The 26,894-nt window shown below is 59.7% G+C and carries 26 protein-coding genes, 3 pseudogenes and 1 riboswitch; of the genes and pseudogenes, 12 read left to right on the top strand and 17 right to left on the bottom strand.

Annotated elements, in window-relative coordinates; translation table 11 throughout:
* Positions 1 to 202, top strand: a 202-nt coding sequence (locus tag QMA15_RS30780) for a hypothetical protein (RefSeq protein ID WP_290288500.1), incomplete at its 5' end; no start/stop codon positions are given.
* A gap of 55 nt (positions 203 to 257) precedes the next feature.
* Here QMA15_RS30780 and QMA15_RS30785 read toward each other — a convergent pair.
* The gene (locus QMA15_RS30785; RefSeq protein ID WP_290288503.1) at positions 258 to 974 is read right to left on the bottom strand and encodes a TetR/AcrR family transcriptional regulator C-terminal domain-containing protein; all 717 of its coding nucleotides are present in this window, start codon (positions 972 to 974) and stop codon (positions 258 to 260) included.
* Between the two features lie 224 nt (positions 975 to 1,198).
* On the opposite strand from QMA15_RS30785, the gene QMA15_RS30790 reads away from it, so the two are divergent.
* From QMA15_RS30790 to QMA15_RS32900, 5 genes and pseudogenes are all read left to right on the top strand, one after another.
* The gene (locus tag QMA15_RS30790; RefSeq protein WP_290288506.1) at positions 1,199 to 2,497 is read left to right on the top strand and encodes an ice-binding family protein; all 1,299 of its coding nucleotides are present in this window, start codon (positions 1,199 to 1,201) and stop codon (positions 2,495 to 2,497) included.
* Entirely contained in the window at positions 2,498 to 3,151 is a 654-nt protein-coding gene (locus tag QMA15_RS30795) for a class F sortase (RefSeq protein ID WP_019747500.1), read from the top strand.
* Between the two features lie 65 nt (positions 3,152 to 3,216).
* Positions 3,217 to 3,558, top strand: a pseudogene (locus QMA15_RS30800) (fatty acid desaturase); the annotation flags it as partial.
* Positions 3,555 to 3,875 (top strand): hypothetical protein, encoded by a 321-nt coding sequence (locus QMA15_RS30805; protein WP_290288511.1) that lies wholly within the window; start codon positions 3,555 to 3,557, stop codon positions 3,873 to 3,875. The pseudogene QMA15_RS30800 and the gene QMA15_RS30805, both read left to right, overlap by 4 nt.
* A gap of 49 nt (positions 3,876 to 3,924) precedes the next feature.
* Positions 3,925 to 4,065 (top strand): hypothetical protein, encoded by a 141-nt coding sequence (locus QMA15_RS32900; protein WP_356702929.1) that lies wholly within the window; start codon positions 3,925 to 3,927, stop codon positions 4,063 to 4,065.
* Positions 4,066 to 4,437: 372 nt separating this feature from the next.
* On the opposite strand, the gene QMA15_RS30815 is transcribed toward QMA15_RS32900, so the two are convergent.
* The 5 genes from QMA15_RS30815 to QMA15_RS30835 form a co-directional block, all read right to left on the bottom strand.
* A complete protein-coding gene (locus tag QMA15_RS30815; protein WP_290288512.1) occupies positions 4,438 to 4,641 on the bottom strand; it encodes a hypothetical protein in 204 nt (67 codons plus the stop codon).
* 788 nt (positions 4,642 to 5,429) lie between these two features.
* A complete protein-coding gene (locus tag QMA15_RS30820) occupies positions 5,430 to 5,867 on the bottom strand; it encodes a hypothetical protein (protein ID WP_290288514.1) in 438 nt (145 codons plus the stop codon).
* A gap of 28 nt (positions 5,868 to 5,895) precedes the next feature.
* Positions 5,896 to 6,894, bottom strand: a complete 999-nt coding sequence (locus tag QMA15_RS30825; protein ID WP_290288517.1) for a hypothetical protein — start codon at positions 6,892 to 6,894, stop codon at positions 5,896 to 5,898.
* A gap of 298 nt (positions 6,895 to 7,192) precedes the next feature.
* Positions 7,193 to 8,152 carry an ABC transporter substrate-binding protein gene (locus QMA15_RS30830; RefSeq protein WP_290288520.1) on the bottom strand — a complete coding sequence of 320 codons (960 nt, stop codon included), beginning with the start codon at positions 8,150 to 8,152 and terminating at the stop codon, positions 7,193 to 7,195.
* An 84-nt stretch (positions 8,153 to 8,236) separates the two neighbouring features.
* Positions 8,237 to 10,771: a LuxR C-terminal-related transcriptional regulator gene (locus QMA15_RS30835; RefSeq protein ID WP_290288523.1), complete on the bottom strand. Its 2,535-nt coding sequence runs from the start codon at positions 10,769 to 10,771 to the stop codon at positions 8,237 to 8,239.
* 854 nt (positions 10,772 to 11,625) lie between these two features.
* On the opposite strand from QMA15_RS30835, the gene QMA15_RS30840 reads away from it, so the two are divergent.
* From QMA15_RS30840 to QMA15_RS32905, 3 genes are all read left to right on the top strand, one after another.
* Complete coding sequence (locus QMA15_RS30840; RefSeq protein WP_290288526.1) at positions 11,626 to 12,381, top strand: hypothetical protein; 756 nt, start codon at positions 11,626 to 11,628, stop codon at positions 12,379 to 12,381.
* Positions 12,382 to 12,523: 142 nt separating this feature from the next.
* Positions 12,524 to 12,751 carry a BldC family transcriptional regulator gene (locus QMA15_RS30845; protein ID WP_290288528.1) on the top strand — a complete coding sequence of 76 codons (228 nt, stop codon included), beginning with the start codon at positions 12,524 to 12,526 and terminating at the stop codon, positions 12,749 to 12,751.
* A gap of 261 nt (positions 12,752 to 13,012) precedes the next feature.
* A complete protein-coding gene (locus QMA15_RS32905) occupies positions 13,013 to 13,201 on the top strand; it encodes a MerR family transcriptional regulator (RefSeq protein ID WP_356702942.1) in 189 nt (62 codons plus the stop codon).
* A 333-nt stretch (positions 13,202 to 13,534) separates the two neighbouring features.
* Here QMA15_RS32905 and istB read toward each other — a convergent pair whose 3' ends face one another.
* The 5 genes from istB to QMA15_RS32910 all read right to left on the bottom strand — a co-directional run bounded on the left by istB (position 13,535) and on the right by QMA15_RS32910 (position 17,015).
* Positions 13,535 to 14,320 (bottom strand): IS21-like element helper ATPase IstB, encoded by a 786-nt coding sequence (gene istB, locus QMA15_RS30850; protein WP_290288531.1) that lies wholly within the window; start codon positions 14,318 to 14,320, stop codon positions 13,535 to 13,537.
* A gap of 200 nt (positions 14,321 to 14,520) precedes the next feature.
* Positions 14,521 to 14,691, bottom strand: a complete 171-nt coding sequence (locus tag QMA15_RS30855) for a hypothetical protein (protein ID WP_290288533.1) — start codon at positions 14,689 to 14,691, stop codon at positions 14,521 to 14,523.
* Positions 14,692 to 15,127: 436 nt separating this feature from the next.
* Positions 15,128 to 15,823, bottom strand: a complete 696-nt coding sequence (locus QMA15_RS30860) for a helix-turn-helix transcriptional regulator (protein WP_290288536.1) — start codon at positions 15,821 to 15,823, stop codon at positions 15,128 to 15,130.
* A 57-nt stretch (positions 15,824 to 15,880) separates the two neighbouring features.
* Complete coding sequence (locus QMA15_RS30865) at positions 15,881 to 16,084, bottom strand: BldC family transcriptional regulator (RefSeq protein WP_290288554.1); 204 nt, start codon at positions 16,082 to 16,084, stop codon at positions 15,881 to 15,883.
* A 601-nt stretch (positions 16,085 to 16,685) separates the two neighbouring features.
* Complete coding sequence (locus QMA15_RS32910; protein WP_356702945.1) at positions 16,686 to 17,015, bottom strand: SdrD B-like domain-containing protein; 330 nt, start codon at positions 17,013 to 17,015, stop codon at positions 16,686 to 16,688.
* Between the two features lie 21 nt (positions 17,016 to 17,036).
* Here QMA15_RS32910 and QMA15_RS30870 point away from each other — a divergent pair, with 21 nt between their 5' ends.
* Positions 17,037 to 18,008, top strand: coding sequence for an LLM class flavin-dependent oxidoreductase (locus QMA15_RS30870; RefSeq protein WP_290288539.1), 972 nt, complete (start codon positions 17,037 to 17,039; stop codon positions 18,006 to 18,008).
* Here the strand turns inward: QMA15_RS30870 and QMA15_RS30875 are convergent.
* The 5 genes and pseudogenes from QMA15_RS30875 to QMA15_RS30895 form a co-directional block, all read right to left on the bottom strand.
* Positions 17,987 to 19,438: an ATP-binding cassette domain-containing protein gene (locus tag QMA15_RS30875; RefSeq protein ID WP_290288541.1), complete on the bottom strand. Its 1,452-nt coding sequence runs from the start codon at positions 19,436 to 19,438 to the stop codon at positions 17,987 to 17,989. The genes QMA15_RS30870 and QMA15_RS30875 overlap by 22 nt on opposite strands.
* On the bottom strand, positions 19,438 to 20,304 hold the full coding sequence (locus QMA15_RS30880; protein ID WP_290288544.1) for an ABC transporter permease: 867 nt from the start codon (positions 20,302 to 20,304) through the stop codon (positions 19,438 to 19,440). The genes QMA15_RS30875 and QMA15_RS30880 overlap by 1 nt, the downstream gene beginning before the upstream one ends.
* Positions 20,301 to 21,242: an ABC transporter permease gene (locus QMA15_RS30885; RefSeq protein ID WP_290288547.1), complete on the bottom strand. Its 942-nt coding sequence runs from the start codon at positions 21,240 to 21,242 to the stop codon at positions 20,301 to 20,303. Before QMA15_RS30885 ends, QMA15_RS30880 begins: the two co-directional genes overlap by 4 nt.
* Before the next feature lie 14 nt (positions 21,243 to 21,256).
* A complete protein-coding gene (locus QMA15_RS30890) occupies positions 21,257 to 22,924 on the bottom strand; it encodes an ABC transporter substrate-binding protein (RefSeq protein WP_290288549.1) in 1,668 nt (555 codons plus the stop codon).
* A 13-nt stretch (positions 22,925 to 22,937) separates the two neighbouring features.
* Positions 22,938 to 23,123, bottom strand: a riboswitch (cobalamin riboswitch).
* 172 nt (positions 23,124 to 23,295) lie between these two features.
* Positions 23,296 to 23,466, bottom strand: a pseudogene (locus tag QMA15_RS30895) (AraC family transcriptional regulator); the annotation flags it as partial.
* A 161-nt stretch (positions 23,467 to 23,627) separates the two neighbouring features.
* Between QMA15_RS30895 and QMA15_RS30900 the strand changes: the two are divergent.
* Both QMA15_RS30900 and QMA15_RS30905 read left to right on the top strand, forming a co-directional pair.
* A pseudogene (locus QMA15_RS30900) lies at positions 23,628 to 24,056 on the top strand (zinc-binding dehydrogenase); the annotation flags it as partial.
* Between the two features lie 142 nt (positions 24,057 to 24,198).
* The gene (locus QMA15_RS30905) at positions 24,199 to 24,408 is read left to right on the top strand and encodes a hypothetical protein (protein WP_290288557.1); all 210 of its coding nucleotides are present in this window, start codon (positions 24,199 to 24,201) and stop codon (positions 24,406 to 24,408) included.
* Between the two features lie 1,012 nt (positions 24,409 to 25,420).
* Here the strand turns inward: QMA15_RS30905 and QMA15_RS30910 are convergent.
* Entirely contained in the window at positions 25,421 to 26,638 is a 1,218-nt protein-coding gene (locus tag QMA15_RS30910; RefSeq protein WP_290288551.1) for a pentapeptide repeat-containing protein, read from the bottom strand.
* Positions 26,639 to 26,894: the final 256 nt, after the last annotated feature.

Genomic DNA, 26,894 nt, shown 5'->3' on the forward strand with positions numbered 1-26,894 from the left:
CTTCAGCGACCTCAGAATTCGCCCGCCCGGCCATGCATCGGAGCCATTCATGAATGCAGCGTCGACTTGGCACGTACATGCAATCGCCACAAGGATGCGTCACACCGGGCTGGCGAACCAGCCGATGCGATTTTCGGCGAAGGACAAACCGGCCCCATACATGGGCAAGAATATTCAACGGCCCGAAAAGCCCCACCTGTAGACAAACCTCAAAGCGTTTACAGACAGAACCTTCCGACTGCTACGGCCGGGAATGGTCAGTCTTCTGCACTCGAGGGCGGGGAAGCTGTCGCCAGGCCCTCCAGAAGAATTGCCAGACCGCGCTCGAGTTCGTCTTGCCCGTCGTAGTGAGCCATGATCGTAGCCATCGATCGCAGTCTGGGGAACTCGGCAAGCGGAAGCCGATGCAGGCCGAGTCGCAGGAGATCGTCGGTCTCCTCCGGATTTTCGACTATTTCCTGAAGCTCGTTGAGAATGTGCCCATTGAGGAAACCGAACACCGCCCGGTAGATGTGCAATGCGTCTTCAGAGGTGAAACCGGCGCGTATCAGCAGTTCGAGTATCGCCTCGAGGTAGCGCAGCGTTCCCGGGGGACGCAATCCGAGCGGCGTCGACAACGGCCGAGTGACCAGCAAAGGAACCACGTTAGGGTGCTCGAGTGCGAGTCGGCGATACCCGTAGGCAACCGCGTGCAGTTGCCCTCTCCAGTCGCGATCGGACGGATCGACGGCCAGTTGTTCGAGCACGGTCTCTACGACCCCGTCCAACAGCGCCGCCTTGTTTGCCGCATATCTGTAGAGGGTCATCGGATTTCTATCGAGCGCTTTCCCCAGCCGCCGCATGGAAAGGCCTTCGGCGCCTTCCTCGTCGATGATCGCCAATGCCGTCGAAAGCACGAGCGCCCTGGTGAGAGGTTCCTCGCGGTCCGCGACTGGAACCAAACCATCATTGCGATCTCGCGAGTGTCCGGTCATTCACAGAACATACATCGTATGCCTACGCATTGACGGAACCGCACGGCTGGTTTACTGTTCGGGGACGCCCTACCTATACAACGTATACACACATCGTATAGCCGGAATGTCCGGATTCATTGGGCGCTCATCGATACGTCCCTGGCGCCGAAGCCGGCGCGGAACGTACGGACTCACTTTCGTCGCATGAGTCCCTTCTTCAAAGGATCGAAGATGAACAGAACATGACAGCACCCACCGCAACACGACGCTCGCGGTTCTTTCAATTTTCCGGCATTGCAACGATTTCCGTATTCTCAGTCGGCATTCTCGTCCTGCCGGCCGGCACTGCGGGCGCCGAAGCGACTGCCGTCGGACTCGGTACCGCTGAGCCCTTTGCAGTCCTTGCCGGAGCAGGAATCACCAACACTGGGCCGACGACGCTCGGCGGCGACATCGGCACATATCCGACGCCTACCATCACCGGTGTATCGGATCTGACGATTACCGGCACCAACCATGGCGGCGACGCGGTATCGCAGGGAGCGAAGCCCGATGTGTTGACTGCGTACAACACTCTCGCCGGTCAGGGACCCACACAACCGACCGGAGCCGACTTGACCGGTCGGACACTGGTTTCGGGTGTCTACAACTCCGGTTCGTCGATCGCGCTGTCGGGAACCGTCACCCTCGACGCGCAAGGTGACCCCGATGCAGTCTTCGTCTTCCAAGCGGGATCAACGCTGATCACATCGTCTTCGAGCACCGTCGCACTGATCAACGGAACGCAGGCATGCAATGTTTTCTGGCAGGTTGGAAGTTCCGCCACCCTCGGCACCAACTCCGTCTTCCGAGGAAACCTCTTGGCGCTGACAGACATTACTGCCACAACCGAGGCAACCGTCGAGGGTCGACTGTTGGCGATCAATGGCGCGGTCACTCTGGATACGAACACCGTTACGATCCCGACCTGTGCGCCTCCTGTCACGACTACGACCCCGACCACTACGACGACGACCGTCCCGCCTGACACCGCGATAACTACCACCACGACTGTGGTCCCGCCGGTGGTGACTACAACCACGACGGTCGTCCCGCCGGAGGTGACTACAACCACGACTGGTACACCGGTGGGAGCGACGACCACCACACCAGGGCCGAACGGCACGACTACAACCACTGCGGGCGTACCGCCGATCATCACGACCAGCCGAAACATTCCGTCCATACCCGAGATTCCCGGTCTCCCAACACTGCCGGTAATACCTCCCACCGTGCCCGGGACGGTAACCGTCCCGTCTCAGGTGCCGACGACGTCAGCTTCTCGAACGGGTGCCCCGACCACTCAACCGATAGTCCCGGAATCCCCGAATGTTCGAGCCCCTCAGGTGCAGCAGGTACCACGAGGGTCGGTCGACACCGGTGACGGAAGCACACAATCCCAACGTTCCGGCCAGTCGGGTGGAGCGTGGACAGCCTTGCTGGTCGCCACCTTCGGCGTCGTGGCTATATCGGCCCTCGTCATCCGTCGGACAAGTCGATAGATGAAAGACAAGAACTCCGTGATGGCTCCGCGATCTCGCCGAGCCATCACGGCTCTCGCCCTCACTGTTTCAGTACTCGTAACGGTGGTCGGATGCGCCGGTGGACAATCCGACAGCGGAAATTCACAACCACACTCGTCGCTTCGACAAGACACCACATCCGCGCCGCGCGCCACTGACTCTGCACTGCCCGAAAGGGCACCGGTAACTGCTGACCACCGCCCCGCTCGACTCGAAATCCCGTCCATCGGCGTCGATACCGACATCATCGATCTCGGACTCGATACCGATGGAGCACTCGAGGTCCCACCGGATGGGAAGGACGCAGGGTGGTACACCGGCGCTCCCGCCCCCGGTGAGGTCGGACCGGCAATCATCGCCGGCCACGTCGACTGGCAAGGCACCGACGGGGTCTTCTTCGATCTGCGGAATCTCGAAACAGGAGCCGACATCATCGTCACCCGCGAAGACGGAAGTCGCGCAGTGTTCACCGCTACCAGTGTCGAACACTTCCCCAAAGAGGACTTTCCCACCGAGGTCGTATATGGCGACATCGACCACCCTGGACTCCGGATCATCACGTGCGGTGGATCCTTCGACGAAACCGCACGCAGTTACAACGACAACATCATCGCATTCGCCGACCTGGCCTAACCGCCTGAGACGCCGCAGCACACCACTTCGAAAGTCCGCACGAACCGTTGGAGAGCAATGACCGTATCGAGGCCGCAAACTACCTCGAACACTACGGATTGCTCCGTGCGCGAAGACAAGACGGCAGCTTTGTCAAAGCCCGGCCCGAAGACAGTTGGAACAGTGATCATCTCGTGTCCAATTTGTTCCTGTACCAATTACAACGACACAGTGACCATCACGCGAATCCGCGTCTGCGCTACCAATCTCTGCGCAGCGCTCCAACCGCTCCGCAACTCCCTGCCGGATACGCGGTGATGATCGTCTGCGCTGCCGTACCACCACTGTGGCGGCGGATCATGGATCACCGTGTCCTCGGCTACTACAACGGCAACGTCGAGCTCATTCACACCAAGGCCATCATATGAATAGCACTGCCCGAAATGACGATCGCAACGACTGGCGCTACACAGCCATCGGACCGGCCCAGCACACCAGAACCGAGTACCAGCCGGCGCATACCCGACTCATGCGAGCTGCACCGAGCCCGGACGTCGTCGCCGCCGCGGAGTACCTTTTGACCCAGCCCGACGCATACCTCTATCGCCGCCGATACCTCGATCTGATCACCCAAACCCCCGGGCCCGACGGCACACCGATCACCGACTACGCCGCAGCTGAACGCTACCTATTTGTCACCGCCGCAGCCGAACTTCGGTCGAACACCGGCGCTCGAAGTACCTGAACAATCGCGCCGAAAACTCGCACCACACACCAGTTAGCGTGAACGGGCCATGAAGTTCTTCCGTTCACCCGTTGCAGCACAACGGTTCCTGGCGGTGTTCAGCGCGATCTCGCCGCACCGCCGGCCCGGCCGACACAAGCTCGCCGCGAGCGATTACCGCTCCGAAATGGCCGACCGATGCACCATGTGAAACAACGTCACCGGCGGACCCGCCGCCGCCTGAACCGGCTTCCCATCAATAGAATCCGTCCCAGTGCGGTCGAATTCTGTTAATTCCCAGTTGTGTTCAGTTAAGTTGACAGAAACCTAGGCACTGTTGCCGCGCTTGCCGCGGTGCTGATTGTCGCGTTCGGTACTGCCACCGCTGCATTCATCTTGACCGGAATGCTCACCTTCTTGACCGCATGCAAGGACGCGTAACAACCGGCTGACAGGAGGGAAGAAACACCCGATTCATAGATGCCGGCGAACCGCACGCCCAACCTGTAAGGCCGCGCCGTACGGTACGTGCAAATCAATACGTACCGTACGGCGGTCATACTCGCAGGCAACTACCAAAACGTCATCGACCGGAACGGGCTGCCTGCCAGATGGCATGGTCGACCTCCCACGCAGTGATGCCCCGCCCTGTTTCCTCGCTCAGCACCTGAGCGATGTGACGAAGGAGCGGACGCGCGGAATCCGGTGTTGTTTCCGCTCCGTGGCGAGCGAGCCACCGCAACACCATCCGATCGCGCTTGACCGTGTCCTGGTGTCCGATCGGCATCCATAAATAGCCGCGGCACACACCCGCACCGCCCTCACCGGGAACTTCCGCAACGCGGATTCGGCCGCGCCGGGTCGGACTGTGTCGGTAAGTAGCCGGCGCGCATCGTCGAGGGTGAGCACGCCGTGTTCACGCAACACCTCCGCGGACCGAAGAACCGCGTCAGCCTTACAGATGTCGTCTCGTGTCGAGGTGTTCTGCCGGGTCTTTGTCGTCTCCACCAGCTCTTCCGCCGAGGTGTGGCGATCGAGAAACGCATCGAGCGGGACCGGATCTGCCGCCTCCGGCACGCGAACAGTGTCGACGAGTTGTTGGGAGCACCGCGAGCCGGCATCGTCCGTCTCCGCATCGGTTGATGCGTGACCTACCGATCCGACGGCGAATGGTGAAAGAGCACCAATTCTCGCGTTTGCAGCTCTCGGCGAAGTTCGGCTGTCGTGAAATGATCGAAGTGATCACATCTATCGCGCTCCGTGAGATGAATCCTGCCTCGATCAGGATCTCATGCATCGGCAAGTCGATAAGACTGCTGATCGCGCACATGGTTTTGATCGGGTAGATGATATCCAACGTGTCAGTTCGCTGGGTGAAATTTTCAGTGCTTTGGCAAGATCCGGTCGTCTTGTTCTGCAAAATGGGCCCTCAGCCATCGCGAGAAAGGCAAGTGTGTTGGTCGAGTCATTCCAGATTCACGCCAGGGGTGAACTTTACCGAAAAGGGCATTTAGCTACTTTCCTCGAATAGAAGTATCATCAATATGAATAAGTTTTCATATATTATATCCATAATTACCGTTCGATTCTTTGTGCGTTCATAGATCTTGTGGTGTGTTGCAGCGTGGCGAGTAGATCGAGGAGTTGGCGGCAGAGTTCCTCCCCTCGTGTCAGGAGAATTGCCACACGCGCTTGGTCTTCTTCGAGTAGCCCGCGCAGCCGAACCAGGTCATCACGCACGTATACGAGGTCGTCTTCGAAGCCGGTCTCCGAACGTGTCGCAGCGACAGTGGTACGCAGATAAGCCAGTTCTCTTCGTACGTGAGCGAATTCTTGGTGATCGAATTCGATGTCAGCGGGGTGATGCTGGATTCTCTCGACATGGATTCCCTCGATTTCCCGAAACATTTTCGTCGACGTGTAGCGCGCCGAAGACCTGTGCGGCAGTCGGGTCTCGTCGTAGTCCGTCACGGGTTCGGTTTCGAGATCTTCAGGTCGGCTGTGTGCGCCCATGCCGGTTCACCTCAGCCTTGACGCTGTATCACGCGACATCGAGTGCGCCGGCCGCTGTTTGCTTCTGCTCGCCGCTCGGGTGCAGGGAACTCTCGAGGTGTCGTCGGGTGTCGGCCCAAGCGATGAGTTGAGGGAGTTGGTCGAGGTGCTCTCTGATCTCGACAAGGTGATTGAGTGCGTCGTCTCGGAGATCGCCGAGTTGTGCGCACTCCATTCGCGTGCGCGTCCACAATTGCGCTGTCTCTGTTTCTGCCTCGCGGAGAAGTCGATGCGCTTCGGATTCGGCGGCGTGCAGTCGTTGTTCGATGTCGTTCGCGACGGCGGATTCCTGCGCTTTGATCGCAGCTTCTGCTTCGGTACGCCGAACGGCGAGGGCTGTGTTCAGTGTTTCTTCCAGATGGGCGCGTCGTGCGTTTGCCTCGATGTCGGCGGCATCGCGGTCGGCGATAGATTCGGAGGAGATTCGTGCGGCGTCCGCTCGTGCTGACCGCATCAGTTCGGCGTACTCGTTTTCCGTGTGCTGTTGTTTGATTTCCATCAGCGCTCGCCGTTCTTCGAGTTCGGCGGTCAGTTTCTCCGCTTTCGCCGTGGCGGCCGCGATGATCTCCTCTGCGGCGGACTCTGCTCGGTGGTGTATGTGAGTGGCTTCTTCGCCTGCCAGAGTGAGCATCCGCTCGATTCGGTTTCCGATGGCAGTGTTCGAGTTGGGGGCGGAGATCATCTCGTTGAGCTCGCGGGTCAGTCTGGTGATCTCCCATTGCGCCGATTGGAGCCGGGTGTGTTGGTCATCGGAGCGACGAGAGAGTCGGTCCCGTTCGGCTGTGACCTGATTCAGTTGAACGGCGGTGGACTGGAGCGTTCGCTCGGCGTCGGACAGGCGAGGTTCGAGTTCTTCGATCTTCGATGATTGAGAAGTGAGTCGCTCCGTGACTTCTCGGACGTATCTGTCGACTGCGGTTTTCGAGTATCCTTTCCGTTCGATACCGAAGGTGGGGTGTTCTTCTGCACGGTAATCAGCAGTAATCATCGAAGATCCAATCTTTTTCGGCTGGAGGAGGATGTGGCAATGTCCGGGGGAAGTCACTGAGAATAATTGATCATGAATGAGAATTTTTCCTTGCACACAGTCGGTTCCTATTCCGGCTACGGTTCACGAGTGGGGTGATCCGGCGGTTGATTTCCCGGGACACTGGTGCAGTGTGGATTTATGGGAAGTATCTTGACCATGCACGGCCCACGGTTGCACTCCGCTTTGGCGGGGTAAGGGGCGATCGTCGCCGACTTACCTGTGATAGATCTGAGTTGGTCCAATGACACAACTCGTTTCAGGGTATTGCGGTCAGCTTCGACTCCAAATGGGAGAAGAGATAGTCGATGCTCAATACGCTGGGATCACTCAAGGCCGCAGTCAAGGGCCCGTCGAGGAAGAGAACCGCGCCGGTTCGCACGGCCGGAAGTTCCTCCCAGCCAGGGATTCTGTTGGGTAGCATCTCGGTAGAGTCGCGCAGCAAGATCAGATCGGCGTGCAATGCGGGGAGGGCGTTTTCCAGGGAGACGATCAATCGAGGGGCCGGGCCGGCGAGATCGATCACCTGCTCTGGCAACCTCATTCCTATCTCGGTGAAGAGTTCGACGGCGGGGTCGCTGTTGGAAGCGACAATACCGACCATGCCGGCTTGGGTTGCGGTGGCAATGGCGAAGGTCTTCCCTGACAAGTGCGCGTGCTCATCGGCTAACGCCGTGAGTGCCGTATCGGTGTTCGCGATCAGTTCCGATGCTCGGACCTGTTCGCCGAGAAAGGCTCCCGCGGTTTCGACTTGTTTCCGCCACGGATCGACGTATCCGCTTGCCGCCAGAGGGGCGACAGTCGGAGCGATGGAGGTGAGCCGGTCGTAGACACCGTCGTCACGCGCGGAATAGTCCGCAAGGATCAAGTCCGGTTCGAGGGCAGCGATGTCCTCATATGCGGGGGCACCGAGGAGCGACAGTTTCACTGTGGCCGCCTCGTAGCGACCTTGCCACGGGTAGTGCCCACCGGTAGTGGTGATTCCGGTGATCACGCCGATCCCGACAGGTCGATGTCCGAAGGCGAGGACCGTGTCCGCCCATGAAGTCGACAGCGCCACTATCCGCTGTGGCACTGCCTCGAGAGCGGTGGAGCCCTTGCTGTGTTCGATGGTGATTGTGTGTTCTGCGGGTGGCGGAGTGTTCAGGGAACATCCGGCCTGCGGCAATACCAGCGCGGCAAGGGCCGTCGACAGCACGATCTTCGTGTAGATATTCATACAGTTAATGTCTCCGCAGGTGTTCCATATCGGTATCGGTATCTGTTTGCGATTGGCCGGCGTGCAGAGTATTTGCACGGCCGGTCAGATGAGGTTGAGTGCGCGGGCATCAGCGACGAGGTCTTCGCGATTGTGTCCGCCTATCTTGGTGTAGAGACTGCGGATCTGGGTCTTGACTGTATTCGCAGAGACGAACAGTTTTTCCGCGATCTGGGCGTTCGCCAAACCCGTAGCCAGCAAGATCAGAACAGTGTGTTCGCGGTCGGTCAGTCGGACCAGAGCCAATCCGTCCGGGTACACCGGTACGTGCGGGGCTCTCGAGTAGGTTGACAGGGCCGTGGAGTCGAAGTTCTGTGTCTCTTGAAGTGCGCGGAGTACGTGTTCGTCGACGGTGGCGAACGAACTGCTGTTTCCTGTCTGGTCTGCGATGGAACATGCTCTGCGCCAAAGTCTGCGAGCTCGTGCCGGATCTTGTCTGCGCAAGTTCAATTGTGCTTCGACAAGCAATAGTTCGAGATAGGCGCGGGGAAACTGCAAGGCCTCGGCCTCGTCGACGCGGCGAGAGAGCTCCAGTGCAGATTTGTCCCGTCCGGTTACCGCGTGCAGTCGTGTCACCGAGACCAAGGTCCACAGGGAGGCGGCCGGATTCTCGATTTTTGCGGCAACGGCATCAGCTTGGTTGGCGTCGCCTTTGGCGATCATCAAATCGATTTCCGCCGACGCAAGCAACGTTGCAGCGACGGCTCCGTTGCGGAGCTTGCGTTCACGAGAGGCTCGGGTCCGTCGTAGAGCTGTCAGGGTGGGCACCGGGTTCCCCACGGCAAGAGCATGCCGCGTACGCGCGTAGAGCATGAATGCCCAGAGTTCTTCTTTCTCTCTCGGTTCACCGAGCTGCTCGAGGATACGCCTCGAATCCTCGTTGTCGCCCTGGTCGAGCGCCGTGAGAACCCGGGCGGTGAGGCCGCTGACCTTGACCATCGGTTCGAGCCAACCTGGCGGGTCCGGGTAGCTCGCTTCAAGAGTGAGCCATTCCTCCGCGCGGCTTGTTTCGCCTCGCAGCGCCCAGTTCAACGCGTTGCCTCCTGCCGCATTGCGGGCGATGAAACTGCTGGAGTCTGATTCGGTACTGCGATACGCCAACGTGAACTCGACAGAAGACTCGGCAAACATACCGGCCAACTGATAGGTGATACCCCATTGCAGTCGCATCAGCGGCAGAAAGTCAGCGACCATCTCCGGACGCGCCTCGAGTGCGTAGCGGCCCACGCGTGAAAGTCGACCAACGAGGTCGGCAGCAGCGGAATACTCCCCTGAGACCCTCAACATGATCGATTGCACGCACCCCACGCTCAACGCGTCAGCTGCCCGTTCGCTGTGCCCGAGCGATTGAAGTTCGTCCGGTTCGTGAGGTACTACATCAACCATGTCCGATACTTCACCGCCGTTGCGGGTGAACAAATTTCGGCCCGCTCGAACCGCGACATGCCCACTGGTACATCCCTCCGGGATCGCCATCAGCACCGCCCGCAGCGTGACTACATGATCGGCGATCATCGACATCCAGTGGCGCTCCACGATCTCGATCACCAGTGGCCATTCGCGAGCGTCCACGCCGTACTGCACCGCAGAAACTGGATCATTCTCGCCGAGGGCGCGGCGTGCCATAGACACCCACTTCGCCTCGATGTCATCACCACGACGTCTGCGGTGCAAGAGAATCGCCCCCCGCACTGCCGGCGGAAACTGCCAAGTAGGGATCGGCTCGGACCGGATGCGTGCGATGGCCCCGTTGCGCTCGAGTTCTGCGAGATATTCTCGGGCACGTACCTCGCCGGTTATCGATTGCGCCGAATCGCCCGTGAAGGTTGTCGCGACCGCCACTTTTTCCACGAACATTCGAAGCCCCGCGAACGAAGTCTGTGCGAACATCATGTTCTCCACGTACTTGTCGATAGCCGCATGTAGAAGCTCGCCGAATCGTTGTGCTCGCGCAGAGGATCGGGGCAGAGCCCCGACGACCGCGCAACCTGCGCGTGTCAACGCTGCCATCCCCAGGGATGCTTCCAGGATCCGTGCAACATCTCCTGGTTGCACATCCAACGCACCGGCGCGCAGCAATTTGTCGGTGTCTTCAGCTGAAAGTAGAAGGTCCCCTGCTCCGATCCGTGCGTTCGGGACATCGAGCAAGTCCGGGCAGATACTCGAAGTAGAACCAGCCGAGGTGACGATCACATCGATTCGAGGACACTGCTCCAATACGAACTCGACGGACTCGCTGAAACCCTCAACCAGATCGGGACGTTTCAACACCAGGACGCAGGGAACCGCAGTGTGGCTGAGCGCCGTGACCGTATCCTCGAACGACAGGTCTTCGCGATGCGGCGACAACACCCGTCCGAGAGATGCCACCAACTCGATCACGCCCTGCCAGTAGCGGGCACGCGTGATTGCTGCAGCAGGCTCAGGCACCACCACTGCCCGGCTCGCCCGGGCGGAACCGGACTGCATCCACGTTCGTACCAACCAGTTCTTGCCGTACCCCGCAGGAGCCTCGATCAGAACGAGCCGCAGATCCCGATCCAAAACCTCGAGCGCCGCTTGCCTCGGAAAAGCCCACATGCCCGACACCCTCACAACCACGAATCCACTACTCGAACTCCATTTTCAAGAGGGTCATTCCTCCGCAATCCGTTACCGGCACCCGATGACCCCGCAGGCGCATCCAACGGAGAAATGCCTTGGGCAATCAACTCGCTCATTTCAAGTGTATCGGCAAGAAAGCCATTATCCACGCGGTCATTTAGTGTGAATTTCGGTATCGGAAACAATTGCACCACGCGTGCGTCGACAGCAGAAAATTCGCCGGTTCCGGCAAATGACAATTCTCAGCCGGGGATCCATTCCCAGCTATCCCAGAGAATTGAGAAAGTACCCTGGTCAAACAGTCCGGGAACTCCCGATCTCTGCGTTCAGCATCTTCACCGGTTTGCGACGAGGCGACATCACAAATCGTATGAAAGGGTGCCGCCATCCCTCGACAACTGCTCTAGTGCTCAGTTTTTCACCCGCAAGATCACCCGGCCATCCAAACCGGCAACGCTCTTCGCATGTTCACACGCCCAGCCCTGTGCGCCACATTTGCCGATTCCATTTACAGGCAACGCATTACGAACCAAATCTGCGGGCGAAACCCACCTCGCCGACGGGTGACCGATACACCCTTGTCTGATACTCGCAGTTCCATGCATTTGCCGGATTGTCACGCCCCCCGCCGATCTGCTGCGGCAACAGGGGACGGATGCAGATCACAAGAGTCCAGATGAGACGTATATTTCGAGAAATCGAGAATGGATCGATACCGCAAAAAATGGAGTTTCCAATAGAAGAATAATTTCCTTTTCGGCCGCACAGACAAATGCGTCACTCATGTTATCTTTCGGTTGTAAATCCCGACCCAGAAAGGCGAACAAAATATGCCCAAAAACACTCGTCGAACCGGAGCCGTCGCGGCATTTCTCGGCGCGGCCGCGCTGATCGCGCCCGCTTTCGCCAACGCTGCACCAACCGGTTCGCTCGGCTCCGCAGACCCGGAGACAGGCTTCACCTGCTCTGTTACGTCCACCGAAACCACCGCGAACGGGTGGGGCATCCCGTTCGCCGACGAGAAGGACCAAACCGCTTCCTACTCAGCGGAGAGTGTTTTCGACACCGACGGCTCCCTCAAGCTCGAAGTCACCGACGTCTCGGATCGCTCCGTGTCCTATCACTCCGCTGGCGGCATCGCACTCTCCGATGCCGCAGCGAAGGAGATCGGGTTCTCCGAACGCACCGAGACCACCAGCGCTTCATTCCAGTTGCGTTTGACCGGCACCACGAACCCGGCCGACGGCGGATTCACCACCCTGGTGTGGGTGCCGAGCCAGAACGGCGCGCCCGCCACCACTGCCGCGGTCGAGCACACAAACATCCAGTACGGACTCTGGAAGAGCACCCGCACCATCGGCGGCGCACCCAAGGGCGTTCTCACCTCGCTCGACACCATCATCGCAGCCAATCCCGGCGCGAAGGTCGAGCACTACGGCGTCAGCAAAGGCACTGGCACCTCCGCTTCGACCATCTTCGTCGACGCTGTGAAGTTCAACGGCTGCACCACCAACTTCGCCAAGAAGGACGCCGACCCCGAAACCGGAACCGGATCACTCGGAAACCTGTTCGGCAGCCTCTCCTGACCTGACCGGCCCCTGCCTTCGCTCTGTGCTCGCAGCAAAGCGAGCACAGAGCACCCAGATCCCTTGAAACTGCACAAGAATCCGCAAACCACCAGTCCGGCAGCACTATCCCCTCCGGAGAAACCCACACCGTATCGAGAACATGAACCACGCACATCACCGCAATGAACACTCCGATAGCAGCGATGCCCTGTTGACTCCACGTCAGGTCGCTTCGATCTTTCATGTCGACCCGACCACCGTTCGCCGATGGGCACAGGCGGGAAAAATTAGCTACACCAGAACCCCCGGCGGACACCACCGATACCACAACAGCGAAATACAGGAACTCGCGAGATCCTCTCAACAGGAACGACATTCGCCTTCCTGACGGGTTCCGGAGCAGACAGCATCTACCCGATGAACTCACTGCCCCCGGCCAAAAACATGGCCACGACCAAGGGTCAGCAACACGTAAGGGACAAGATCACGATCATCCCCATCGCCTGTACGGAACCAATGCCACACGACTCGCCCTGCGCAAGTGGAAGCCCCACGTACAAAACGCTGCGGAACGGTGCACTCGACTCGTAAAACAAGCGATTCATCCAACAACACCAACGAACACCCCACCCGCAACGAGACAATCCGGATGACACCTCGACAAGTTTCGGAAGCGTTCGATATCGACACCGAAACACTGGCCAAATGGGCGCACCACGGCAAAATACAATTCACCCAAACCGCAGGCGGACACCGCCGCTACCGCCACCAGGACGCGCAAAGAATGCTCACATCCATTGCCTCAGAGCAATTTTCGGACCAAACCCTACAACGGTGAGCCAGCCGGCTTTCATCAGCAAGTTCTCGATCCCGGCCAAAGCGGTGACGGCACCAGGAAACGCCACGATGCCGGACCCGGACACCCGCACCAGCGAAAGAGGTGGATGTCCGGGACAGGTGGTAGGCACCTACTTCGTGCCACAAGACCAAAGTTTCAGCGCTGGGGCCCCGGCCCTCCCGCATATGCGTAGGAGTTGCCAACCCACCTCAGCCACAGAAGGTTTCCAATCTGGTCGTAGCCTATCTGGCGATTGGTGTCTCATGATGTGAACGACGGTCGAAACCTAGTCCATTCCCGACGGGCGGAAACAAGACCACGCCGATGTATTCATTATGCCGCGTTGCCCGCTCTCACGGACGTCAACGTATCGATTCCGGTGTTTCTGAGTCGGTAACTCGCCCCTTTCAATGTCAAAACCTCTGCGTGATGGACGATTCGGTCGATCATCGCGGCGTCGACCGCCTGATCGCCGAACACGTCACCCCATCGGCCGAACGGCAGATTCGATGTCAGAATCAGTGAGGCATGCTCGTAGCGACTCGGCACCAACTGGAAAAACAGGTTCGCGGCATCCTGTTCGAACGGGATGTAGCCGACTTCGTCGACGAGAATCAACCCTATTTGCCGTAGTCGCGCCAACTCTGCTGGTAGCTTTCCTCCGGCGTGCGCGGCTTTGAGTCTGGCCACCCAATCAACCGCCATCGCAAATGCAACCCGATGCCCGGACTGAGCCGCTTTGATTCCCAACCCGATCGCCAGATGCGTTTTGCCGGTGCCCGACGGCCCCAGAAGCACCACATTGCGTGCCTGCGTCGAGAAGACTCCAGTTCCCGGATATGCCACCATTTCTCGACTGAGTGACGGTTGATAGTCGAAGTTGAACTTCCCCAGCGATTTTGGTGTCGGAAATCCGGCCAATCGGATCCGGTTCTGAGTGCCGGACGATTCCCTCGCCGTGACTTCTCGCGACAGCACGGCGGCAAGGTAGTCCTCGTGGCTCCATCCGTCGCTGCGGGCCTGCTCGGCTAGCCGTGCTGCCGATTCCCGTATGCGCGGCGCTTTCATTACCTGGGCGTAGTGCTCGATGTCCTTGAGTGGATCCACAGCACCCAACACGGCACCCAATCATCATTACATGATGCAGTACAAGGGAATTCAACTCCGAATGCTCGGTCGTAGTCGCCCAGGTCCCGCATCAACCGGTCCTCGCCGGCGGCAGCCGGCATCGGCTGTTGGAATTGTTCTCGCAGCCTGGCGGCTGATTTCAGGTGCAGTGGATCGGTGACGGTCAGGCCCCGTGACCATCGCCGTTCGTGCTAGGCCAGTACTCGTCCTTCACGAGTGACCGCCACCTGGCGCAGATCCGCAGCGACCTCGACCAGGTGTCCGATCGCCCAGGGGTCTACCGAGTAGTCGTTTCCGTAGACCCGAACGTAGTAGTCGCGAGGCAGACCGATTTGCGAGTATGCGGCGGTAAACGGTGGCACCGGCGCGTAGCCAGCTGATCGATCCGCCCCATCCGATGCGTTCGGCGATCACTGTGGCCGGCATCGTCAGGTGCTGTGTGAGCAACGCCCTGATCTTCGGTTCCAAGGCGCTGATCGCGGAGTCGACTGATGGTCGCTGATATTTCGGTGAACTCTCGCTGGTCAGGGCGTTGGTGACAGTGTCACGCGCAATGCCCAGTCTTCCATGAAGATCACCCATTCAATCTTGGTTAGGTAGCCTAGTTTTGGACCGTCGTTTCTGGACTGGTTTTCAACCGTCGTCAACACTCTGGAAATTCTTCTGTATTGAATCCACCGGTGAGCACTGGATCAACCGCCGATCGGTTCCAACCCTGATCTGGTACTTGCCTTGGCGGCCGCGCGGAACGAAAATGGCACCGCTCTGAGCCACAGGTCACGAACGAAACATGGTGAGCTAACGATTTCGCCAACGAGACTCGGCCAGACGCACATACGCTGACGAATCCACCGGGATGACGTATCTCGCTTCTGCAGCTCTCAACTTCGTGGCTACATCGGCCAGCGAATCCAAGGCCCTGGACGAGAGGCCGTTCCAAGTCGACAACAGCTTCAGCAGGTCTGGATCCTCAAGGCCAGCGACGACTTTCCCGTCCTCGCCGTGCACGGTTTCGCGAGCGCCGTCCCACGGGATCGAAAAGAAGTATCCGGGAGAGACACCGAAGTAGTTTGCCAGTGCCCCTATCACTTCTTCGGAAGGGCTGCCCCGCATGCCGGTTCGCAGTTGTGACAGGTACGGCGTCGAGATGCTGATGCCGTGGGTGGCCATGCCGGTCACCACAGCTTTGAGTTGCGGTCGCGGGGGGCGCTGACGATGGCCGCGATAGTCTTCGCTCCCAATAGTCAGCGGCTGTGTGAAGAACTCCTCCCACAGACGAGAATCGGGGCCGAAGAGACCGCTCTCGTCGCCGCACCGCACCCAGTCGTCGAGATCCCAGTTGGTGGCCCGCGCCCCGACTACCAGCACGCTCAGGCGAGCAACCAACGACCAGTCGACCGCCGGATACCCTTCGTGAAGTCGCCAGTTATTCGACTCCACCACCGAACCGGTCACTTTCGGCAGAGCCGAGACCGCCCGAACAACGAAATCCATCAAGATCCTCCTCTCGACGACCTTCAGCAGTGTCAGGCTCGGGGCTTCAGCTTGGGCTCAGTCGGTTTTTGGGTCGCTCAGTGCGCGAAGGAGAGCATGGATGTCGGCACGGAAATAACGGCGGTGCCCGCCGACAGTCGTAATGTATCCAATTTTACCTTCTGCAGCCCAGCGGCCGACGGTTTTCGGGGTGACGTGGAACAACGCGGCGACGTGTCCCGGAGTCAGAAAATCATCACCGTCGTCGGAGTCGCTGCCTATAGCTGCAGGGGTGCGCGCCCCAACACTTTCGAGAGAACGCTCCGACGAGGGCGGTGCGGCAGTCTCCTCCACTGTCTGCTCGTCACTCGCAGCAGCGGCCCGCCTCGTGGTGCTGACCGTGCGGTCGCAGTCTTCGTCGGCACGGCGATGTGTGCTCACTGTGATTTTCGCTGTTTCTCTCGTACCGATGGTTCATCCCCCCTCTCCGACGAAAAGAAAGAATTGAGTGCTTCACTGCAGTCGTGAGGAGTTCTGAAACTTGGGCACAACACTGACGGGGCGCGCTAACGGGGCTGTCAAGTTGTAGATATCGACTGCTTTGGAGTGAACCGGTGTAGTCGTCGAGACCCCAAGGGTTCCGGTTTCCGAGGGAGATCCTTCCACCTGCGGATGGCTCGCTACCGATTCCCCTCTCGTTCCACGAGATCGTCCGACGGCTTCGGGAAGATCGGCGGTACCACGATCAGCACTGAGGTAGTCGGCGGCACAGTAGTCGTTTCAGTGACGACACCCCGGTCCCATCCGAAGTCTTGGCTATCGATGCCTAACAAAATCGGATCCGTCTTTCGCGTGACCGAATCTCCGTCCGGAATCAAGCATGTCATCGCTGCCGGCACGTGCTCCCGTGAAGCTCTCCCCCGCCCCCCAATCGGGACGGATTGAAAGTATATTGTGTATGTTTCCGAACGTAACCCGTCGAACCGGCATCTTCCGTCTGCGTCGGTGGTCGTAGACAAGACGACAGCGTTCCCGTTTGAATCGTTGCTGGAGAGCATGATGGGGCATCCGAGATACCGGTCTCGCCCGAGTCTTGAATTCCGTTGCCATTGAGATCGTGCCAGACGAGATCGCCGATACTCGAGTACGCTAAATCCGCAGAAACGGCGTTAAGTCGGTTAACTTCACAGGATAAAGTCGAACTCGGAAGTATCGGTTCGGCGGAGGTTTGTGCATGCGGTTCGGATTCATCTCACATATCGTCGGGCACGATCCTTCGGTGGTGGTACTGCAACAGAATATCGAATTGGCAATTCTGGCCGAGGAACTCGGTTTCGACTCCTTCTGGGTCGCGCAGCACCATTTCGGTACCCAACAGGCGCATTGTCCGTCACCCCTCGTTCTTTTGTCCGCCATCGCTCAACACACCAGCCGGATTCGACTCGGCACTGCGGTGGTCGTCGGATCGACGGAACATCCGCTTCGGTTGGCAGAGGACGCCGTGATGGTCGACGCGCTCAGCGGGGGGCGTCTCGAACTCGGGCTCGGTGCGGGTTCTGATGAGGTGACTGCACGCCGCTTCGGCGTCGACCATTCCCGCCGACACGAACTCTTCCGGGGCAATCTCGACCTTCTTTGCGGCGCTTTGACCGCTGATAGCGATGTTGTTCCCTCAGCACCGGACTTGCGCGCGAGACTCTGGATCGGCACCGCCTCGGAGTCCGGTTTCGCACTTGCTGCTGAACTTGGACTCGGCGTTCTCACCGGCCGTTCGTCTTCCCCGCTCGGCCCCCGTGACGAGATAGCCGCCGACAGGTCAGCGCAGTATCGCCACCACTATCAAGGAGCTGGGGCACCGCGAGTGGGAGTATCACGGTCAATACTGTGCGCAGCCAGCGCAAGTGACGCATTCACGCACCTACGGCCGGGCATCGAACGATCGTTGGAGAAGGCCTATGCCGCAGGGCGATTCCCGGTCGATTTCACAGCACACGACTACGTGTCCACAGGGCACTCTTACATCGGCACCGGACTACAAGTGCGGGAAGCGCTTTCGGAAGATTTAGTGATTCCTCATGCGACCGACGTGTTGTGCAACGTGCAACCGGCCAGTCCGAGCTATACAGCGATCGGCGAAAGTCTACGAATCTTCTCCGAAGAAGTCATCGCACCGTGGAATAGCGTTCACACCACCACACTTGTCTGACAGTAGGGGGCGACGCTACCGGCAGGTGCAGGGTCGGTGGAGATCACAGTGTCGGCGTAGTTTTCCAGGATGCGATCATCGTGGGAGACCACCACGATGGCCAGTCCGTCTTCGGTGAGGCTGCGCATCAACGTCATGACAATCTCGGCGCTTTCGTCGTCAAGAGCTGCTGTGGGTTCGTCAGCCAACAACAATCGCGTGTCGCCGACCAGCGCACGTGCGATGGCTACACGTTGCGCCTGACCGCCCGAAAGTTGAGTCGCGCGGCGAGATGGATCGATGTGACCTAACCCCACCCGCTCGAGCGCATGGCGTGTCCGGTCGATGGACTCGGTCTTGCTCAAACGCACTCGCAGACGTGGGCGCAATGGTTCGGTGACGATGCGATGCAGCGGCCACCGCGGATTAAGGCTGCCCCGCGAATTCTGGAAGACCATGGCGACTGTGCCTGGCCGGGATCTGTGATCGACGTCGTCCCACAGTAGTTTTCCGTTTGTCGGTGTTTCCTCCCCGGCGAGCAATCGCAGCAGAGTGCTTTTGCCGGTACCCGAGGATCCGCTGATTCCGAGGATCTGACCACTGTGCACATCGAAGTCGAGGGGGGCCAGGCCCCGTCCCGCACCGTAGTTCTTGGTCAGTGATCGGGCTTGAAGCAGTGGTGTGGTTCCTGGGGTGTGCGCGACCGGACGCTGTGGCCGAGGTGCTGTTCGATCGCGGTACGCACGTAGTGCGGTCGCACTGTCGTCGACCGAGACGATGCGTCCATGCGCCATCCGATATACGCGGTCGGCGTAGCCACAGACCAAATCGACATCGTGGCTCACGACAAGTAAAGCGCGGCCGGTGCCTGTCAGTATGCCCATCACGCCATGTGCGTTGATCGAATCGAGCGCGGATGTCGGTTCGTCTGCGAGCACGACTGCTGGATCGAGTGCGCCGGCAGCGACGATCGAGGCGCGTTGGAGCATGCCACCGGACCAACTGAACGGGTATTCGCGGCGGCGTGTATCGCCGGGCGAGAGGGAAACTTGATCGAGTTTTGACGCAATCTGGCCGTGGGTCACTTTGCGTTGTTTCGTTTTCCATGATTGGGCGATGTTGGTGCCCACCGTCATCAGGTTGTCGACGGCGCCGAAGGGGTCTTGGCTGACGTAGCCGAGGACTTCACCGCGCACCGCCCGGCACTGTGCTTCGGTCATCGTCGTCATGTCTTGGTCGTTGACCAGTATTTCGCCGCTGACTTCTGCAGCTGTGGGCAGTGTCCCGAGGAGTGCTTCGAGAATCGTGGTCTTCCCGCTGCCACTGGGGCCCACGATCGCCACTACCTCTCCCCCTCGCACCGTCAGGTTCACGTTGTCCACGACGTTGACTCCGCCGCGGTAGGAGACGGTGAGGCCGCGGATTTCGATGACAGATTCGGTTCGGGACATCAGCGTGAACCTTTACTTTTCTGTTGCAGCCCTTCGGCGAGCAGATTGGCGCCGGTGGCGATCAGCAATATGGCGATGGAGGGGGCTATCAATAGCCACGGTGCCGCGGTGAGGAAGCGGCGACCGTCGCCCAGCATGGCGCCGAGTTCGGCCGTGGGCATCTGTACACCCAATCCGAGGAAGGACAATCCTGCGAGGGCGACAACGATGCCACCTAATCGCAGGGTCGAGATGATCGCGATCTGCGGCAGGACGGCGGGAAGGATGTGCCGGACGCCGATTGCTGTTGTGCTCGAACCGGAAATGCGGGCGGCCATCACGAAGGGGAAAGTTCGTGCTTCCATGGTCAGGGCCCGTGCGATCCGCGCATCGGTTGCCCAACTGGAAATCACAAGCGCAAGTAGCAAATTCCCGTATCCAGGGCCCAACAATCCGACTATGGCGAGCGCGAGTACCAGGCTGGGGATGGCTAACACGATGTCGATCAGCCGAGAGGCGATTGTGTCCAGGGCACCGCCGGACAAGCCAGCGGCGATACCGACCAACACGCTCACGGTGGTGGATCCGAGCAGGACAAGAATCGCGGACACCAGAGACAGTCGTAGACCGTTGACCGTTCGAGCGAATTGGTCACGGCCGTACTGGTCGGTGCCGAACCAATAGACGCTGTCGGGCGCTAGCAACTTGTCCGAGTAGTGGGGTTCGTTCGGCGGGAATTGCGCCAGCAGAGGTCCGAACAGCGCGACGACAGCGACCAACGCGAGCAGTGCCGCCCCGGCCTGTACCGGCCGCGGCACATCACGGAGAGCCCGCTTACCTTTTTCGCGAACAGGTCTCGGCGTCCGCAACTTCAGGCTGCTTCTCATACGTTCACCGCTATCCGCTTGTCGATCACGGTCGTCATGACATCGGCAAGGACGCTGACGATGACATAGGTGAGAGTGGCAAAGATCGTGAAGGCCTGGACGACCGGCAGATCCCGCGTGCGAACCGCGTCGACGACGAACGAGCCCAGACCCGGCCAGGTGAAGACCGTTTCGATGACGGTGGCCCCGCCGATCAGCATCGCAACCCCGACAGCGAAGGCATGCAACAACGGGACGGTGCTGTTGGGTAATCCGTTACGCCACAAGATTCGCCACGGCCTCGCTCCCCGGGCCCGCAGAACGTGTGCTGCCGGGGTGTCCATGAACTCGATCAGATTTGCCCGCAACAGACGCGACCAGGCATCCGACAACCCGAGTGCGAGACACAGCGCCGGCATCCATGTCTGGCTCCACTGACCGTCGAGGACGGCCTTGCCATACCCGAGACCGATGACGAACACCTGAATCAACAGCAAAGCCACCACGAAACCGGGAATGGATGCCGAGAGCAACGCGAAGCCCTGCGCGGCGTAATCAGGCCACCGGCCCCGGCAGTATGCGCCGACGACTCCGAGGACCACAGCCAAAACCACCGCAATCACCAACGCCACCAACGCAAGCCGCAAACTTGCCGGTAACCGCGAGAGAAACTCGTTGCCAACAGATCGACCGGAGGCGAACGAATACCCGAAATCGCCGCGGAGGCAATTCCACAACCAATGCAGATACTGCGAGAACAAAGGAGAGTCCAGGTGAAGGCGCTCACTCAGTTCCGCCAGTTGAGCCGGATTAGGCTCCGGAATACCCTGCGCGACAAGGATCATTCGCGCAGGGTCTCCAGGAGCGAGCGGAAGAAGACACCAGATCAGAACACTTGCGCCCAACAAGGTGATCAATGCTTCCGACGCCCGGCGCCGTACGAGTACGAGAACTCGCATCGAAGGGGCCGTCGCTACTGTCCGGTAGTGCTAGTGATGTGCCGACGCACACTCGACACCTGGTAGTCGGCCCACTCGGGTCCGGTCACAACGGTGAAGTACTTGTAGGTGCCGGCCACGACATACGCCTGATCCTCGACGAGAATGCCCTGCGCCTGTTCGAGGAGGTTGTTGCGGGTCTGCTCGTCGAACTCGGTACGCAGTTTCGCGCCGATCTCGTCGATGACGGGATTCGCTATGCCCTGCGCGTTGGAGGAGCCGCCCGTCGTCCAACGCACCAGGTAAGGCTGAATCGGATCAGCTGTGCCAGAGAGCGAACCACTCAGTGCCACGGATGCCTCCCAGCCCTCAGGGTTCTTCTTCACCGCTGCGGAGTCCTCGGCATTGTCGATCTGCAGATCGAAGCCCGCCTTGGACACCTGATCCTTCATAGCGATAGCGACGTCGTTGGTCTCGGGCCCTTGAGCTTGGGTGACGAATCGTACGACCAGCTTTTGACCGTTCTTCTCTCGGATGCCGCCGGCGCCGGGAACCCAACCCGCCCCCTCGAGGAGCGCTTTCGCCGCCGGGAGATCGGACTGCTGATTGTCGACTGCGAATTCCATCGCCGCGGGATACAACCCGGTAGCAGCTTCGAACTGACCGTTGCCTACACCATCTGCGATACCCTGGAAATCGATCGCCGAAGTGAAAGCCTTCCGGACGTCGGTGTCGGTGAAGATCCCCGACTTGAGGTTCATCTCGACCAGCAGGGACTGCAACGCCAACTTCGAGGACAACACACTAATGTCCGGGTTCGACTGCAGTTCCAACTTCGCTGCAGTGGATGGGTAGAACGCCATGTCGGCTTCGCCGCTCTGGACGCCGGCCAGTCGAGCCTGCTCGTCCGCGACAACCTTCACGTGCACGCCTTGCAGCGGCGGGGTCCCTTCCCAGTGCTTCGCGAACGGTGCCAGAACGAGATTCTCGGGGCTCCACTCGGTAATCGAATAGGGGCCGGAGTATGCGCCAGCGCCGACGATTTTGGTGGAATCGCCGCCGGTCGCGTCCATGACGGAAACGTCGTAGATCTGGAGCGAATTGTCGCGAGCGGCCAGCGCCGCCGGAACCATGGCGTTAGGCTCCGGCGTGGTGAGCACGACCTTGCCGCCTTCGGCGGTGACCGTCGTAGCCGGATCGAGGTAGACCTGCGCGGCGGTGGACTTACTGATCTGCCTGGTTAGTGCGGCCGCAACCGCCTGAGCATCTACTGGATTTCCGTTCTGGAACGTCACACCGTCGCGCAAGGAAACCACCCATCGGGTGTCACCGTCACGCGAAACGTCTTCAGCGAGCCAAGGCTTGATCTCGCCGATGTCGGTGACCTGGAGCAGGTTCTCTGCGACACCCCAGTCGAAGAGCCAGTTGGTTCCTGTCCCCGCCGGATCCAGCCCCGCGATCTTGTATGAGTTGTAGATCGTGAGAATGCCGTCTCCGTCGGCGCGCAGAGCACTGGCCTGCGAGGAAGATCCCGTGGAACCGGGGGCGCCATTCGACGAACATCCGCCGATGACAAGCGCGGAGACCAGGATCGCGGTGGTGACGATCTTGCGCCCCAACCCGCGTGCGTTCGGTGCCTGGTGGGGGGTATGACTGGGTAGCCGCTCGGCGGTGAGCCGATCGCGGCGAGTGAGCGCTCGCATTATTCATCCTCGTGACGTGAACCTGTTGGGGTGCAGGTGTCCTGGCTTCCGGATCAACACTCGCCTTCGGCCTTCCAACCCAGGGAGGTCGTGGCCATTGCATTGAAGGTTTGTTACTCGGTGACAGTTGCGGGACAGCCCCGGATTCACACCGGTGTTCCCTGCAAGAGGAAACTTAGCACCCGCTAAATCGATGATCGTCCGGGAGTCATCAACAACCACGGTTGAAACGGTCGCAGCCCCCAAACTCTCACAGCACCCCAACTTTGTTTCGGCGACCCGACCACCTTCGGGGCTCTTCAACTTTGAGCGGGCAACCAGCGTCGAACTCCCAGATTTTCGTCTTCTCCAAGCAAGAATCCAACCGCGGACTAACCAGGTGATGCGACGACCGCCGTGTGGAATGTTCGTCGATAGGCGTGCGGCGACACCCCAGCGGCAATGAGTAGGTGCTGCCGGGGTGAACCCGCGGAGCCAAATCCGGCCTCCTCAGCGACCCTGTCGATCGGCAAATCCATACTCTCGAGCAGTCGTCGGGCGCGTTCGAAGGCTGCTGGGTCAGCCAGGACTGGAAGACCCGGGCTCGCAGGCAATTCGCGACCGACGCCATCCCCCCATTTGTGTTGGGTTTCGATGTCTCCGAGATCGTCGAAGAGACATGACCGGGAGTGACCCTCTTCTCGCCAGGTGACGGGGTGTTCGGATGCCACGCTTTCCTCACCCTGCCAGCGCATACGCCGAGTTCATCGCAGCGCCCGCGCGTCACTTTGCCTTGAAGCCACTCAACCTTGACCACAAGACCGCCGCAGTACTCCCGCTCGCATTCTTGAACGCCTGGCAAACCCTCGTCAACACCGCCCACGTCCAACCGGGCCAGCGCGCACTTGTCCATGCCGCCGCCGGCGGAGTCGGGCACCTTGCTGTCCAGATCGCAAAGGCGTGTGGCGCATGGGTTGCCAGCACTGCCAGTGCGGGCAAGCACGATCTTCTTCGTAAGCTGGGCTTTGATGAGGTGATCGACTACGTCACAGATGATTTCAGTGCGACTCTATACGCGGCCGCGGTTCGCACGGAGGGATTGTTGCCGAACGCTACGCTGGTGGTTGATCATTTCCATTTCGTTCAGTTGGCCAACGCGGCCGTGACGAAGGTCCGCCGACGAGCCACTCGGGAACTCAAGGACCGCCGCGGCGGCAAGCTCGATCCAGAGTGCGCGAACCCGCGCCGGTTTACTAACCGGACGGGAGCGTCTGCCGGACAAGCGGTTCGGCAAGATGTGGAACGCGATCGTCGACGAACACGTGAGCGATCAGATTTTGTCTGCCTTCATCGCGAAGGAAGAACTGCGGATGCTGGTCGCGACCGTACGGGTCGGCGCGGACCCGCACCTCACGCGGCACCGGCTGCACAATTTCTTGAGCTGGTATATCAACTCGAGCATCCCCGAACTGCTCACCCTGGCCACGACGGTCGATGCGTGGTGACCCGAGATCAACGCGTTTCGTGACCACCGGGATTGCCAATGCACGCACCGAGGTTCGAGCCGGCTCGTGAAGACGGTCAAGCGCATGTCCTATGGTTTCAGGAACCGGGAACCTCGCAAGGTCCGATTTCACTGCACCCGCGGTCAGCGGGGCGCAACTCAGAATTCATGCTGATTGCCCGGACAAGATCGAAGAGCCCTCATATCGACGTCGATGCCGTCGGATCGATGAGAGCGTCTAGTACACAAGGACTATCACGGTAGATGTCGGGCAGCGGCCTGTCCAAAGTGGTCAGCACCAGCACAGTCCTTGATGAACCTTCGAAACTCGCACGAACCCAACGTCACAGCCGACACACTTGGCGATGAACTCGGCAAGATCGATCCCTTAGCAGCCCCGAGAAACATCGGACGGCTCGTCCCCCATCGACATTTAACGGCTCGCCGACGAACGTGTTCGAAGTGCCCCTCTGGCCGGGCACCGAAACAGGCAGCCGTGAATTGGACGTGCCCACAACGCCGCAGGATTCGGATGGTGTGGTAACTGTCGATTACCATGTAACGACGAAGATTTCCGGGTTGGGGTGCGTACGCGTGCAGCATGTTGCGTACAGGTGCGGTCGCCGAATCGCAGTGCTGGACGACAAGCAGAATCGACAGCGATTTGCGCGATTCGATCGATCTGGTCGCCGTCCCAGTCCTTGGGCCGGCCCGGTGCTTTGATGATGGTGGCGAACCAGTTCTTGATGTCTTCCTCGGATACGTCCCGGAGCACCTTGAGATCGGTCGGTGCACTCCGATGCGGTGTCGAAGGTAACCGACTAGCTTGTCTTCCGCATTTCGTCGGTGCCCGAGAAGGATTGGGGTCACCTCAATCTCGTTGTTCTCGACGGCGCAGACACGGCGCAGAAGGAACTGGTTCTTGCGTCAAAAGTCAGCACCACCCACAAGATTGCACGCATCCGCACTGCAGTCACCGACCCATGGGAGGCGAAATACCTGGTGGGAGCCTGTCAGTGGCCAGAAAGAGGCGGATCGAAACCGGCTGGCCATATGGTCGTGTCGTCATAGACCAGCCCCATCAGATCTGCGCCAGACAGGTCTACACCAGTCAGATTCGTCCCGGACAAAATCGTGCAGAACAGAGTCGCATCAGTCAAATTTGCGCCAGACAGATTCGCATCAGTCAAATTCGTGCCATTCAGGCTAGCGCTATCCAGAAGTGCATGGGATAGATCCGCTTCACGCAGATTCACATCGCGCAGAATGGCGCCGTGCAGCATCGCGTTGGTCAGGTCCGCGCCACGTAGATTCGCATCGCGCAGATCTGCCCCGCCCAGGTTTACGCCGGACAGAATCGTGCCGGACAGAATCGTGCCGCGTAGATTCGCGGTGCGCAGGGTGGCATCCGACAAATCTGCGCCAGAGAGGTTCGCACCGGACAGATCTGCCGATCCCAGACGCAGATTGGTGAGGTCGGCGCCCGTCACGGTGCAGTAGAAATTTCTCCAACTCTTCGGTCCCGGTTCGGTTGCATGGCGACGTCGATGAAGGGTAAGCAGGATCGTTTTCCGCACTTCTAGCTCTCCGGTGTCGGGCAATTCTGCGGCGAGGAGCGGCGGTGTCAATGTGTTGGGTGTCCGCAGGTAGGCGCGCAGAAGGTCGATGCACACTTGTGACTCGTCCGGTTCGTTCTGCTGCTGCCAATCGTCAGCAAGAGAGGCAAGGGCGTAAACACCAGCAAGCCGGATCGCGGCGGACTTGTGAGCAAGCTGAGCGGCAGTGGCGGTGTATCGAGATCGGAGATCCCGGATCACTTCCCGCTCGTGAGTTCGCAGAGCCGTCCGCGTCTGTTCTTGCAGATCCGCGTCAGCTTGTGCCCGTTGTTGCGCGAGTTGCTGCTCACCCCGCTCCTTCTCCGCGACAGCAACCCGTTCGGCATGCGCGAGTGTCTCGGTGGCTATTTTCTCCGCGCTCAGCCGGCTGTTGTGCGCAGCTCTGAACGTCAGAACACCGGCACCGAACACACCAGCACCACCGAGAATGGTCGCGACAGGCTGAGCAACCCCCGCATCACCGGAAAGTAACGCGAAGAAGCTCACCGCCACAAGAGCTGTACCAGTTACCGAGAGAGCGGCCGTTAAACCGAAATTCTTCAGGCGACGCGGCGGTGCGGGTGGCGACGCGGACTCCTCTGACCGGTCCTCCGAGCTCGAATCCAGAGTTTCCATCCGAACAGTTTGCCGGTTTTCCCCAAGCAACATCAAAGTCGCACACTGGACACCGCACGAGCGTCGCAACAGATGCTGCCGCAATAAGCAGCGCCAGCAGAGTTCAGCGACGTCAGCGAGTCCTGGTGGAGCGATCTAGCCAGTACTGACAGCACGGCACATAGAAGGGCGCAGGGCTACAGACACTTCGAACGAGAAACACCTCGTCGAAACCGCCCGTCGTTGTTTCAGTTCATATTTCGGCAGCCATTCACGT

This window comes from Rhodococcus sp. APC 3903 (assembly GCF_030407755.1).
Taxonomy (GTDB): domain Bacteria; phylum Actinomycetota; class Actinomycetes; order Mycobacteriales; family Mycobacteriaceae; genus Rhodococcus_F; species Rhodococcus_F erythropolis.

Coding starts and splice junctions, on each gene's coding strand:
- QMA15_RS30785 (WP_290288503.1), bottom strand. CDS start 974: ATGACCGGACACTCGCGAGATCGCAATGATGGTTTGGTTCCAGTCGCG.
- QMA15_RS30790 (WP_290288506.1), top strand. CDS start 1,199: ATGACAGCACCCACCGCAACACGACGCTCGCGGTTCTTTCAATTTTCC.
- QMA15_RS30795 (WP_019747500.1), top strand. CDS start 2,498: ATGAAAGACAAGAACTCCGTGATGGCTCCGCGATCTCGCCGAGCCATC.
- QMA15_RS30805 (WP_290288511.1), top strand. CDS start 3,555: ATGAATAGCACTGCCCGAAATGACGATCGCAACGACTGGCGCTACACA.
- QMA15_RS32900 (WP_356702929.1), top strand. CDS start 3,925: ATGAAGTTCTTCCGTTCACCCGTTGCAGCACAACGGTTCCTGGCGGTG.
- QMA15_RS30815 (WP_290288512.1), bottom strand. CDS start 4,641: ATGCCGATCGGACACCAGGACACGGTCAAGCGCGATCGGATGGTGTTG.
- QMA15_RS30820 (WP_290288514.1), bottom strand. CDS start 5,867: ATGGGCGCACACAGCCGACCTGAAGATCTCGAAACCGAACCCGTGACG.
- QMA15_RS30825 (WP_290288517.1), bottom strand. CDS start 6,894: ATGATTACTGCTGATTACCGTGCAGAAGAACACCCCACCTTCGGTATC.
- QMA15_RS30830 (WP_290288520.1), bottom strand. CDS start 8,152: ATGAATATCTACACGAAGATCGTGCTGTCGACGGCCCTTGCCGCGCTG.
- QMA15_RS30835 (WP_290288523.1), bottom strand. CDS start 10,771: ATGTGGGCTTTTCCGAGGCAAGCGGCGCTCGAGGTTTTGGATCGGGAT.
- QMA15_RS30840 (WP_290288526.1), top strand. CDS start 11,626: ATGCCCAAAAACACTCGTCGAACCGGAGCCGTCGCGGCATTTCTCGGC.
- QMA15_RS30845 (WP_290288528.1), top strand. CDS start 12,524: ATGAACCACGCACATCACCGCAATGAACACTCCGATAGCAGCGATGCC.
- QMA15_RS32905 (WP_356702942.1), top strand. CDS start 13,013: ATGACACCTCGACAAGTTTCGGAAGCGTTCGATATCGACACCGAAACA.
- QMA15_RS30860 (WP_290288536.1), bottom strand. CDS start 15,823: ATGGATTTCGTTGTTCGGGCGGTCTCGGCTCTGCCGAAAGTGACCGGT.
- QMA15_RS30870 (WP_290288539.1), top strand. CDS start 17,037: ATGCGGTTCGGATTCATCTCACATATCGTCGGGCACGATCCTTCGGTG.
- QMA15_RS30875 (WP_290288541.1), bottom strand. CDS start 19,438: ATGTCCCGAACCGAATCTGTCATCGAAATCCGCGGCCTCACCGTCTCC.
- QMA15_RS30880 (WP_290288544.1), bottom strand. CDS start 20,304: ATGAGAAGCAGCCTGAAGTTGCGGACGCCGAGACCTGTTCGCGAAAAA.
- QMA15_RS30885 (WP_290288547.1), bottom strand. CDS start 21,242: ATGCGAGTTCTCGTACTCGTACGGCGCCGGGCGTCGGAAGCATTGATC.
- QMA15_RS30890 (WP_290288549.1), bottom strand. CDS start 22,924: ATGCGAGCGCTCACTCGCCGCGATCGGCTCACCGCCGAGCGGCTACCC.
- QMA15_RS30905 (WP_290288557.1), top strand. CDS start 24,199: ATGTGGAACGCGATCGTCGACGAACACGTGAGCGATCAGATTTTGTCT.
- QMA15_RS30910 (WP_290288551.1), bottom strand. CDS start 26,638: ATGGAAACTCTGGATTCGAGCTCGGAGGACCGGTCAGAGGAGTCCGCG.